Genomic DNA, 11,891 nt, shown 5'->3' on the forward strand with positions numbered 1-11,891 from the left:
CTGAGCGGGGCGGTTGGACGCGGAGCGGAACGGTCAGTCGCTGAGCGGCGCGGTTGGACGCTGAGCGGAGCGTTCAGTCGCTGAGCGGGGCGGTCGGCGGGCCGTGGAACCCGGCATGGTGGCGGCGAGGCGTTGAATTTTGCGGAGACGAACTCGCTATGCGACGCCCTGCCCTGTCGCAACGAATGCACGATACCGCACCGCGTCAACGCGAACCGCGATCATCGCGAAAAAGCCGGAGTCCCTTTTGAGGGACTCCGGCTTTTTGAACATGTTCGCCTTTTTCGGCATGGATACGCAAACTTCAGGCAGCTAATCGGTTCCAAGCGGCTCCGTTCCCGCTTGGCTGCGTCCGATTTCAACGACTCCGTTTCCATTTCGGCGCCTTCATCCCGATTCACGGACGTTCGAAAGCCGGTTTGGCGAAGAAGTATGAAGGTTGAGGTAATCCGGCTGCATCTGCATCTGCGAAAACCTTTCGCATTTCCAAGGTACAGCCGTATCAACGGATTGAGTTCACTTGTTTTCGCCAACTGGCCATTTGGAGCACGAATAACTCTACAAATGCACCTGTTTCCACCAACACGCAGCCGGCGCCACAAATAACTGCACAGATACACTTATTTTCGCCAACACACGGCCGGCCTTACCCATAACTGCGCAGATGCAGTTATTTTCGCGAAAAATGGGGGGTTCCGTGTCTGGTTGCCAAAATAACTGCTCTCAGGACGTTATTTCGCATTATACGGACAATTCGGGCAAAATAACTGTTCTCACGCAGTTATTCGCGAGAAAACAGACGAAAGTATGAAGTTTGGCGTACGGCGGGCATGCTCAAGTGTTCAGGCCGGCCGGCGCCCAAACGGCGCAGCTTTTTCGAATCGGTTCGTTTTGGTTAGAATCGGCCCGCTCTGGCCAAAACGCGGCGCAGCCGTAACGAAGCCGATTCGGCTTACATACAGGCTTACAAATCCATCAACCCGTAGACCTGCTTCTCCAGCTTTTTCTTGCTCTGCTCCAGCGTTTTGCGGGCTTGTTCGGAGCGGCGCAGCTGTTCGCGGTACTCGGCTTGCAGTTTCTCCAGCCGCGAGATCTCGGCATCGAGGAACGCGATCCGTTCGCGTTCGGCGGCGACGACGTAACGTTCGCCCTGGCCCCATTCGCCTTCGTTGTGCAGCGCTTCGTCGGCCATGCGCTCCAACAGGCGGTCCTGTTTGCGGCGAAGGTCGATCAGCGTGACGCTGGACGTCGCGTAATTCAGCGTATACTTCAGCAGCCCGGCGAAGCCCTGGCCGCGTTCCTGACGGGAATTTTCCGCGTCGGCGATCCGCTGGCGGTTGTCGGCGTATTCCGCCAACAGCCGGTCGAACGAATCGGAAATATACGGCAGCTGCATGCTGCTGGCCCGCAGCTTGTCCACGAGCGAACCACGGATTTCGAAGATCCGTTTCTCGGACCCCGCCCGCTCGGTCTTCGAAGCTTCGAGCTGCTCGGCGCAGCTGGCCGATTCGCGCTTGTAATAGTCGATATGCGAATCTTCTTCGGCGATTTCGCTCTTGAACGTGCCGTGCTGTTCGGCACGCGCGCGCCACAGCGCAAGCATCGGCTCGTAGTCCGCGTCGTGCTCGTCTTCCGAGACGAGCTCCGGCAGGAACAGCTGCACGAGCAGCAGCGGCAGACGGCGGCGCTGCGGATTGAGGCTGCGGTACAGGGTCCGCGGCGCGCTTTTGCTTCCGCCCGGAAGCACGTGCAGGAACACCGGACTGGCCGAGACGGCCAGGAAGCTTACGCGGCGGCCGTACAGATCCGGCATCCCGCCGATGCCGAGCAGCCCTTCCGCCGCGGCCAGCAGCGACATCAGCGTCTCGTAGTAGGCGTAGCCTTTGCGCGACTCCAAAGCGGCCAGCAGCAGCTTGACGCCGCTCGGACGCGGCGGTCCGGACGCCTGCTGCGCGTCGTCCGGCCGTTCGCTTTCGCCGTCGGCCTCGTAACCGGCCGCCCCGGCATCATCGCCGCCTGCCCCGCCGGCGGCCGAAGATTGCGCCTTATCCAGGCGCACGCCCGGCACGGCTCCCGCGGCTTCGGCGGTCGAAGCCGCGCCGGAATCGCTTCGCCCGCCAAGCGCGCGTTCCCATTCGGCGTCTGCCGCCTGGCTGCCGGGAAGCGGCGCAGCTTCGCCCGCGTGCCGCAGCGCTTCCGCCGCTCCCGGCGATTCGGCGATGCCCGGCGGATAATCTTCGCCGCCGAACGGCTCCCATTCGGGCGCGCGGTCTTCGAAAGCCGACAGGTCGGCTCCTTCGCCGCGCGGCGGAACGCCCGCGGCCGCGGCCGACGGCGAACTTCCCGTTCCGGCCGCCGTTCCGGCTTCTGCCGCCGTTCCCATTCCGGCTTCTCCCGCCATTCCGCTTCCCGCCATTCCGCTTCCCGCCATTCCGCTTCCCGCCGCGCCGCCATTCGGCCAAGCGGCGGTTGCCCACAGCTCCGACATTCCTTCCGGCAGCAGCGGTTCGATTCGCCGGATATACTCCTCCCATTCGGACTGCGGAGCGGCATCGAGCAGCCGGCCGAGCCCTTCGGTCCATTGTTCGATCTGGTAATCGATCAACGCTTCGAGCGCGCTCGATTCCGGGTGTTCTTCGCGGTAAGTGAAATAGGCGCGATCTTCTTCCGCCGCCCCGAGTTCGATCTGCTCGACGATCCCGCCGGCAAATTCCTCCAGCTCCGCCGCGGTCGTCAGCGGCGCTCCGTGCAGCCGCGAACGCTTGGCCAATTCGAGCAAAATGGCGAGCCGCAGCTCGTCGTCGCTCCATTCCCGGTAAGCGAGCACTTTTTCTTGAAGCTGCGCGGTAAACCGCTCGGGCTCGCGCTTGAGGAAATCGCGAATTTTGGAGACAAGCAGTTCCTGAACCGCGGTGTCGCAGCATAAGACGTAGACCAGCCTCAACTCGTCGCCGCCCAACTTGCACAATGCCTGGGCAAAAGTATGTCCGTACATGACCAGCCCTCCTTTTTTCCGTATAATTCGTATACTTCTATCATACCCTCCCGCGGGGGTTCGTTCAAATCGCCGCTCGTTCGCTTTTTTTACTTTATGCTTGACCTTTCGCGATTTGCCGCCTATAATTCAGAACCAACGAACCATTCGGCTTTGACCGGAGTCAACATTCCCCGTGCGCACCGTCCAGAGAGAGAAGCGATTGCTGTGAGCTTCTTCGGTAAGCGGCCCGGAATTACCTCTTCGCAGCCGCGCAAGCGAACGCCGCGCCCGATGCCCGTCCTGAGTGGACGCGCACGGCGGCTTTTAGCTTCCGCCGCCCGATCCCCGTTAACGGATCCCAAGTAAGGGTCACGGATTTGCCTTGAAGCGTAAGCTTCCGGGTACCGGGACCGAATGAGGGTGGAACCACGAGCCGAGCGCACTCGTCCCTTTCCGGGGAGAGTGCGTTTTTGCGTTCTCCGGAAGCTCGTCTGCGCTCGCCATCCCACTATACTTGGAGGAATGCCGCATGTCCGAACGATCCGATTCCCTATCCAGCTCCGCCGCAAAGTCCTTGTCCGCCCCGATTGAGATCACGTTTCCGAACGGGGATATTCGCCGGGTGCAGCCGGGCACGTCCGTGCTCGAAATTGCCCGCTCCGCCGGGACGTCGCTCGGCAAAAATGCCGTCGCCGCCCGATTGAACGGCCGCCTCGTCGATCTCGACGAACCGGTGCCGGACTCCGCTTCGCTTGAGATTCTGCTTCCCGGCGACGCGGACAGTCTGCCGATCTACCGGCTCAGCGCCGCCCATCTGCTCGCCCAGGCCGTCAAACGGCTGTACGGCGAAGCGGAGGTCAAGCTTGCGATCGGTCTGAATACCCAGGACGGGTTTTACTACGATTTCGATCTGCCGTCTGCCCTGTCCTCCGACGATCTCCCTCTGATCGAACGCGAAATGCGGCGCATCGCCGAACAAAACCTGCCGATCCGCCGCCGGGTCGTCTCGCGCGAAGAAGCGCTGTCTTTTTACCGGGAGCGCGGCGAATCGTTCAAGCTCGAAATGATCGAAGACGCGCCGGAAGGCGAAACTTTTTCGCTGTACGAACAAGGCGAATTCACGGATCTGGATCGCGGCCCGCATCTTCCGTCGACAAGCCGGCTCAAAGCGTTCAAGCTGCTCGGCGTCGCTGGCGCTTACTGGCGCGGCGATTCGGACCGCCCGGTGCTGCAGCGGATCTACGGTACCGCTTTTCCCCGCAAAGAACAGCTCGACGACCATCTGCGCCTGCTCGAAGAAGCGAAGAAGCGCGATCACCGCAAACTCGGGCGCGAGCTGAAATTGTTCATGTTTTCCGACGAAGCGCCGGGCATGCCTTTCTATCTGCCGAACGGCATGACGCTGCGCACGGAGCTCGAACAGTTCTCGCGCGGCGTGCAGCTGCGCGGCGGCTACGACGAAGTCCGCTCGCCGTTCATGATGAACCGCCGCCTGTGGGAAGAATCCGGGCATTGGGATCATTACAAGGACAACATGTATTTTTCCGAAGTCGACGACGAAGCGTTCGCGCTCAAGCCGATGAACTGCCCGGGCCATATGCTGATGTACAAAAACGAGCTGCATTCCTACCGCGACCTGCCGATCCGGATGATGGAGTTCGGCCAGGTGCACCGCCACGAATACTCGGGCGCGCTCAGCGGTCTGATGCGGGTGCGGACGTTCTGCCAGGACGACGCGCATCTGTTCGTCCTCCCCAGCCAGATCGAAGACGAGATCGGCCGGGTCATGGATCTGATCGACGGCATGTACCGCGTGTTCGGCTTCGATTACCGGATCGAGCTGTCGACGCGCCCAAGCGATTCCATGGGCTCGCAGGAGCTGTGGGACGAAGCGGAGAACGCGCTGCGCCACGTGCTCGACGACCGCGGAGCGGCGTACCGGCTGAACGAAGGCGACGGCGCCTTCTACGGACCGAAGATCGATTACCACGTGCTCGACGCGCTCGGGCGGAGCTGGCAGTGCGGCACAATCCAGCTCGATTTCCAGATGCCGGAGAAGTTCGACCTGTCGTATATCGGCGAAGACGGCGGCAAGCACCGGCCGGTCGTGATCCATCGCGCCATCTACGGGTCGATCGACCGCTTCATCGGCATTCTGATCGAGCATTACGCCGGCGCCTTCCCGCTGTGGCTGTCGCCTGTCCAGGTCCGCGTGCTGCCGGTATCGGCGCATTACGACGATTACGCGTTCGAAGTCCGCAAAGCTCTGCGCGACGCCGGCCTGCGGGCCGAAGCGGACATGAGCGGCAACAAACTCGGCTACAAAATGCGGGCGGCGCAGCAGGATAAAATTCCGTACGTATTCGTGGTCGGGGAAAAAGAAAAAGAAGCTGGCAGCGTGAACGTGCGGCGCTATGGCGACGAAGCCCAGCTTGCGCGGCCGCTTCAAGCAGCGATCCAGGATCTGCTCCGCGAACTCGCGGCCAAAGCGCAGTCCGTCGGCAGCTAAGCCCGGGCAGCCAAAATCCCGAATCTCGATCGTCCGGTATACCCGGGGCGACGCGTCTTGTGGAATAAGCGAATCAGGAACGAAAAAAAGCACGGCATGGTCCCAATCGGACTATGCCGTGCTTTTTGCTCGGTTCCGGATAGTGCGGTTCCGGATAGTGTGCTTCCGAGCCTTCCCCTCTGCGCGGGTTACGCGGAAAACTTTGCGAGGCGCTCGGGAACAGGCTTGGGCAAACAATCGCCATCCTGTCCGCTTAACGCCTAGAGCTTTCTGCGCACCAGAAAATCCATTTGCGCATCGGCCAGTTCATTATGGGCCTGTCTCAGTTCCGGCAGCTTTGTGGAGGTCTCCAGTACGCGTTCCGCTTTGCGCAGCGCGCGGCGCAGATCCCCAAAAGCCGAAGGCGGGTATTCGCCGGTCCGAATGCCTTTCGGCAGATCCATCATCGTCCATATGTTCGCGATTGCTCTTTTTAAATCCTGGTATTCTTCGCTGTTTTGGATCGGGCTATCCAATTTCAACTCGTTGACCAGATTGGAGTATCTGACCTCAAGATTGCCTTTGGCTACTTTGACCTGGTTGTAAGAAGCGCGGGCTGCGACGATTTGTTCCAGCAGGGACGTCGACTGTTCGAACGCTTGCAGCGACGCCGAATGATTGGCGGGACTGCCGCTGACCGCGGCAAGTCTCGCCTGAATATCGGCGCGATACTTGGCGATCAGAGAAGAATACGTCGAAGCGTCGTAGGTTTCGAGATCGTCGGCTTTGGCGGAAAGAGGCAGATACACTTCCTTGTAGGCTCGCAGCGCATTTCCCTGGATCGAAGAACCTCCGAGCTGCTCGATCCGGGCCTGCGCGTCCCATACCGCATGCAGTTCGCCCCGTTCGGCCGGCGTCAGCTTGCTCTCGTCCTGATTGATTCGGCTGTGGTAATAAAGCAGATACCCGAGCGTAGCAAAATGCCGAAGTGCGTCGTAATCCCGCAAATAATAATCGATATAATCGTTGAGCGCTTTCTCATGCTGCTGCTGCACGGCCGACAATTCCGACTGGGAAGCGGCCGGGTCCGTGACGAGCGTATACGTTTTGTTCTGGATCGCGATCAAATCGTGATACCGGTAGGAATCGGGATCGAACGTGAATGTGTCGGTCAGCAAAAACATATTTTCCGTTCTCGCGTTCAAATACACGAGTTCGGCCCGCAGCGGATCGGATAAATAAGCCAGCGAAGCAGAAGTCGAAGACGCCGCTGCCGGTTCGGCCGCCTGAACCGACGGCTGAAATCCGAATCCGCTAATACCGATCGTGACGGCCAAAGCGGCCGCCGAAGTACGGGCAAGGAAGGACCTGGAGTATGGATTCAAAGTACAGCCTCCTAGTTATCGAATGAGCGTACAGGGTCCGAACTTCTAGTCGGACCCGATATTGCGTTTTAGGCCTGCGCCTTATTGAGCATACGGAAGGTGGGTCTCATAAAATTTCATCAGGGCTTGGTCAAGCTTGGAAGCGGCAATTCCGTATTCGACACGCGTTTTGGCCTGGCTCAAGTCTTTTTCGGCCGCTTTGAGCACGAGACGGAACTTGCTGACTGCGGTAGCCGGAAATTGGCCGGGCTGATTGTCCGTAGGCAGAGCCAGAAGCTCTTTGGAACGCGCGATCAGATTGACCAGCAGATTCCGTTCGCTCGTCGACGAAGTCGGCGGGAGATAGGAGTCGAGCGCCGCGAGCAGGTTGTCGTACTTCGAACTGATGTATCCGAGGCTGAAATCGACCTTTTTCTGATTGGCCGAAGACGCGAGCAGCTGTTCGAAACTCGAAATTGCCTGCTCGATCTCCGCCGTGTACGACGAATAATCTTCGGTGCTGCCTGCGGCGACCGCTTTCGCGATATCCTCCTGCACCCATTGCCGATACCGGCTGATTTGCGAATCATAACGCGTTTTATCGTAAGAAGTCTGCAGATCGAATTCGTTAACCTGTACCGGAATATAATACTTAACGAAAACGTCCCGGTAATTTTTGTCCGTTTTGTTTTTTCCCAAAGCCGCTTCCGCCGCCATCACCGCTTCGATAGTACGTTTGTCGGGAGGCGAGAGATGACTATTTTCGTAACTGACTCCGCGTAAAATAGCCATTTTCAATTTATAGAAGTAATTGTCTACCCAAAATTCGTCCAATACGATTTCCTGGTAATTTTTCAGTTTTTGCTCGTATTTTCTCGCAATCGCCTGAAGACGCGCCTGGGACGTAGTCGGGTCCATGACCGCCGCGTAAGCTTCGTTTCGGATCTCCAACAGTTCGTAAACTTCCACACGGTCGATGGAAGTCGTTTGGGTAGGCCAAGACGAGACCAGCTGCTCGGCTTCCAGATTGATCAGCTTCATCCGGCCGGCATCGTTCAAGTACGCGAAAGCGTCGGCTTCGGCTGCCTGCGGAGCCGGCGTTTCGGCATGGACAGGCGGAAGTGTGCCGATGCCGCCGAGGGTAATGACGGATGCGAGAGCGGCTGCGGATAACACTTTGAGAGGGGAACGTTTTACGGTTTCGTTGTTCAAGGTAAAGCCTCCTATGTATCGAATGGAAGTGCACGAGCTGATGCCTATACCGGATCTTCGTGATCCCGTTCAGACCTTTACTCGCCTTCATTAAATGGAACTTATTGCATATATAAACAGATTACTAAACATTAGAAGCATAAAAAGCCCCCACCCGAAAATATTTTCGCCGTCTTTGTTTTTTGTTCGAAAACGGTTATAGAAAAGAGTTAATAAAAAAGCCTTCCCCCTGCAACGGGAAAGACTTTCGGTACCGATCATGACGCGAATTTTAGGAATTGCGGCTGTTTTTGAACTCCGTGACTGCCGCCGCCAGCGCCTTCCGGGCCTGATTGAGCGGTTCGGTCGTTTTGGACGTTTCGAGCGCGCGTTCCGCTTTGCCGATCGCGCGTTTGAGCGTTCCGATCTTGGAAGCGCCGTACTGGCCTTTTTCTTTGCCGGCCGGCGAGTCGAGCAGCGGCTCGGCCGTCTGAATGTCCTGGGCCAGCGTCAGTCCTTCGTTAAGCGCTTCGTACGTCACTTTGACGCTCGCCTGCGCGGCGTCCAACGCGTTTTTGCCTGTCGAACGTTCGATCGCCGCTTTGAGCGAAGCCGCCGACGTGCGGTACGCCTTGTCCAGCTTGTTCGCCGATTTTGCGTACGAGCCGGCCGCTTCGGTGCGCGCTTTGATATTCGCTTCGTACTGCGTCAACGCCGTGCTGTAGCTCGCGGGATCGAACGACTGGATATCGTTCGCTTCGGCGGAGCGCAGCAGGAAATGCTTGTACGCCGACAAGGCTCCCGCTTCGCTGGAATCGGCTTTCAACCGGCTCTGCGCTTCCGTCAATCCTTGAAGCGCCAGCCGTCCGGAAGCGTCCAGTGCGCTTTCGCTGCGGCCGCCCAAAATCTCGGTCCGCGCCTGCGCCAACAGGTTCGTCACGGCATTCGCGCCGCGAATCGCTTCGTCGTTATACCGGTCGACCGCTTCTTCCAATTTGCGCGAAGCGGAGAAGACCCGGTCCGCCGGTGCGTTGAGATCCGAAGACACTTCGTTGGCCCGATTGCGCGCTTCGATCAGCTTGACCGACTGCTTCTCGGACAAGCCGAGCGCCAGCAGCTTTTCCGTGCGCAGGCTCATGATTTGCAGTTCGATCAGCGCGACGCGCGATACGCCGGCCGAAGCTTTTTTGGGATCGACCGATACGACAGGCAGGACGACTTCGGCATTCCGCGCCGTCGATCCGCTTGCAGAGCGAACCGGAACCGGCGTAAGAGCAGAAGCTGCGGCAGAAGAAGCGGACGTTTGCGAAGCAGACAGCTTGGTCGCCGCCGGCGCGGTTTGCTTGGCGGCCGTTTGCGGAGCGCTCGCCGACTGCGTCGTTTCCGACGGCGCGTCAGCAAATACTTTCGGCAGCGCATACGCACTGCCCGCTACGACGACCGTTGCCAAGACGGCAATCGGCCACTTTTTGCTTTGACCCGTTTTCTTGTTGTCCATGTGAAGCCTCCTATGTATGTACACCCATCTGCACAGTAGTATGGTACTACCTCCTCTTTAACCAATCCAAAAATCCCGAACCTAAAAAAAGCCCCTCTTTTCAGAAAAGGACTGAAAAGAAGCAGCTTTTTTCGAAATCGGCGACTTGCTGCACATAGCTAACAAAATCTCTGATTTATTTTACCATTCTCCGATGCCAGGACCGTGCAGCGTTATGATTTTTCCTGGTTTTTGCACAGTCGAAGCGGCTTGGGCGTCATTTCCGGCAGGAGCATTGGCGAAAGTTCCGCTTACGGCTACCGACAACACGAACACGGGAATCAATTTCAACAGATGTTTTTTCATTATTTGGATAAGCCTCCTACTAATTTTTTATAATGTATTTTGTGCGCTTCCGAAGCTTGGCTTCTGTATTCTTCGAATAAAGAAACATTGTTCATAAACATTTCCTTGTTAACGATTTTGACAACCACCTCCATTCCTTTGAGGATGTAATCGAACATTTTTTCATAATCCATTCTTTCAAGGAAATATAGAGCAGCTTGGTAGCATGTTCCACAATACAGATTATAACTGATTATGCTTTTGTCGTGATGAAATTGTTGGGTTAAATAATTCGCGATAGAGCCGGAAAATTCTTCGAAAAGAATATCGGCGTCGTACTTGTATGTATTGGCGGATTTCAAAATGGAAAAAGTAAATTGCAGCAGCTCATTCGGATTATCTTTCATAAAAGAAATGCAGGTCGCCAATATATTTTCGTTCCCGATCAAGAGTTCCAGGTTCAAGCGATTGGCCAGGGCATAAAATTTGAATTTTTCGACTTCTTTCAAGCCTTCTTCATCCAGCCCGATAAACCAGCTTAGATCTTCATACCCTTGAATGTACCGTTCGGCTTCTTCAAAATCATTTTGCTGAATCCTGATATTTTGCATGCACATCAGACCGTAGCCGTAGTACACAACCAACGGATATCTGCCGGCAAGCGTAGGCTCGCGGGAATCTGCCCCCAATCTTTCCGCTTGATTCTTATAAATGATACTGGAAAATTTATTGAGCGCTATCGAATATTTCTCCGCTTCCGCATACTTATCGAGCGAAAAATACACGTTCACCAGCTTCATCAGCCCGTCCAGCCGATGATGGTCCGGCAGCTTTTCGCAGAACGGTTCGAACTCGATCGCCGCTCGCAGATTCTGTTCGTTATCTTCGCCGAGAGCCGCACGGAACAACCGGTAATGGCTGATGGCCAGACGCTCCGACTGGTGGTACTTCTCGTTCTGCACGATGCAGCGGTAAAAAACGACCGATTCCTTGATGCTGCCGCTCGCATACAACGCTTCCGCAATGTCAAAGATCGTATCGAGTTGGCGCAGGTCTTCGAGCAGCCGGGACAGCACCTCCTCGATGCATTCGTTTCGCCCGAGTGCGGCGCAGCGGAGCAGAAAAGGCTCCACCCTGCGGCGATTCGGCCGACCGTCGTAAAAGCATTCGTTGATGTACACTTCGAACATCCACCCGTCTTCGCGCCCGAGCGCGCGGCCGATTCTTTCCAGTTGGTTGAGCGAAATCGGTTTGGGCGGATTGCTGTTCAGTATAGCGCTGAAAATCCCCCGGTTAATCCCCGACCACTCGCCAAACTCCGAAAAATTCATGCCCATGCCCGCGATCCCTTTTTCAATTTCGGAACGCAGCGTCATTTCCATTTCCCGCACCTCTTTCGCTTAAACCCGTCCTGTATATGAAGCTTATCAGTTAATGTTTTCCTTACAATTAATTTACAATATACAGAATAAATAAACATTGGTCAATTTCTTTTTTTACCCAATTATACTGCACGATTGTATACTGCAAGTCTTTCGCAGCAAGCTTTCCCAAAAACAGAACACGTTTTCTGAACTGACCCCCGAGTCACGCATGAATATGCAGTTTTCTGATATTTTAAAATGATAGTAATAATACGGTTTGAAGCTTATTGCTAGACATTATTTGTTTTTGAGATATCGCTTTCATAGAGGAAAAGCTTTTGCTCAACTGTCCGCCGGGCGAAGACAAAGATAAGCAAACGGTCTTGAACGCAAACATGCATCCGGGGAACGTTCAGCTCCGTCGAATGCATGCGGTCTCGAATCATTTCTCTTCCTCGCGGGAATCGGACTCGCCGGAATGGGTCTCCGCCTGCGACAATACCGATCCGGCCAGCGACTTGGCTTTCTTCTCCGCCGATTTGTCATGCAGTACCTTGGAAGCCAGAGCCGACATTTTCTTCGAAGAATGCTTCCCGTCATGGTTGTTGGACATCTGTATCACCTCCCATACGTCGAAATAACCGGTTTGGGCGGTGGGGAAACTTTTGACGAGTAATTAGCCTTC

General features: G+C 56.4%; 8 protein-coding genes. 1 reads left to right on the top strand and 7 read right to left on the bottom strand.

The features are described from left to right. Window positions 1–964: 964 nt before the first annotated feature. The gene (locus tag FFV09_RS01525) at window positions 965–2,995 is read right to left on the bottom strand and encodes a coiled-coil domain-containing protein (protein ID WP_141446044.1); all 2,031 of its coding nucleotides are present in this window, start codon (window positions 2,993–2,995) and stop codon (window positions 965–967) included. Window positions 2,996–3,506: 511 nt separating this feature from the next. Here FFV09_RS01525 and thrS point away from each other — a divergent pair. After that, window positions 3,507–5,486 carry a threonine--tRNA ligase gene (thrS, locus tag FFV09_RS01530; protein WP_141446045.1) on the top strand — a complete coding sequence of 660 codons (1,980 nt, stop codon included), beginning with the start codon at window positions 3,507–3,509 and terminating at the stop codon, window positions 5,484–5,486. 260 nt (window positions 5,487–5,746) lie between these two features. Here the strand turns inward: thrS and FFV09_RS01535 are convergent, their stop codons facing one another. From FFV09_RS01535 to FFV09_RS23635, 6 genes are all read right to left on the bottom strand, one after another. Beyond that, entirely contained in the window at window positions 5,747–6,850 is a 1,104-nt protein-coding gene (locus FFV09_RS01535) for a hypothetical protein (RefSeq protein WP_141446046.1), read from the bottom strand. A gap of 81 nt (window positions 6,851–6,931) precedes the next feature. After that, window positions 6,932–8,041 (bottom strand): hypothetical protein, encoded by a 1,110-nt coding sequence (locus FFV09_RS01540; RefSeq protein WP_141446047.1) that lies wholly within the window; start codon window positions 8,039–8,041, stop codon window positions 6,932–6,934. A 271-nt stretch (window positions 8,042–8,312) separates the two neighbouring features. Beyond that, window positions 8,313–9,518, bottom strand: a complete 1,206-nt coding sequence (locus FFV09_RS01545) for a hypothetical protein (protein ID WP_141446048.1) — start codon at window positions 9,516–9,518, stop codon at window positions 8,313–8,315. Between the two features lie 180 nt (window positions 9,519–9,698). Further along, entirely contained in the window at window positions 9,699–9,863 is a 165-nt protein-coding gene (locus FFV09_RS23630) for a hypothetical protein (protein ID WP_170314898.1), read from the bottom strand. Then, a complete protein-coding gene (locus FFV09_RS01550; RefSeq protein WP_141446049.1) occupies window positions 9,863–11,224 on the bottom strand; it encodes a DNA-binding protein in 1,362 nt (453 codons plus the stop codon). The genes FFV09_RS23630 and FFV09_RS01550 overlap by 1 nt, the downstream gene beginning before the upstream one ends. A gap of 424 nt (window positions 11,225–11,648) precedes the next feature. Next, window positions 11,649–11,819 carry a hypothetical protein gene (locus FFV09_RS23635; protein WP_170314875.1) on the bottom strand — a complete coding sequence of 57 codons (171 nt, stop codon included), beginning with the start codon at window positions 11,817–11,819 and terminating at the stop codon, window positions 11,649–11,651. Between the last annotated feature and the right edge of the window lie 72 nt (window positions 11,820–11,891).

It is taken from the genome of Saccharibacillus brassicae (assembly GCF_006542275.1).
GTDB lineage: Bacteria > Bacillota > Bacilli > Paenibacillales > Paenibacillaceae > Saccharibacillus > Saccharibacillus brassicae.